Source organism: Janthinobacterium violaceinigrum (genome assembly GCF_009208555.1).
GTDB lineage: Bacteria > Pseudomonadota > Gammaproteobacteria > Burkholderiales > Burkholderiaceae_D > Janthinobacterium > Janthinobacterium violaceinigrum.
In genome coordinates, this window is record NZ_WFLI01000138.1 from 1 (window position 1) to 264 (window position 264).

Annotated in this window: 1 rRNA gene; it reads right to left on the minus strand. The window is 49.6% G+C overall.

What is annotated here, in order from left to right:
* A 23S ribosomal RNA gene (locus GCN75_RS28980) occupies positions 1–264 on the minus strand; the annotation flags it as partial.

A 264-nucleotide genomic window follows, 5' to 3' on the forward strand; every position in this document is an offset into this window, starting at 1 on the left:
TTGGGCTTACGGCGTGGAGGCTTTTCACCCCCATTATCGCTACTCATGTCAGCATTCGCACTTCTGATACCTCCAGCATCCTTTACAAGACACCTTCGCAGGCTTACAGAACGCTCTCCTACCATATCCAATAAAGGATATCCGCAGCTTCGGTGACTGGCTTAGCCCCGTTACATCTTCCGCGCAGGACGACTCGATCAGTGAGCTATTACGCTTTCTTTAAATGATGGCTGCTTCTAAGCCAACATCCTGACTGTTTTAGCC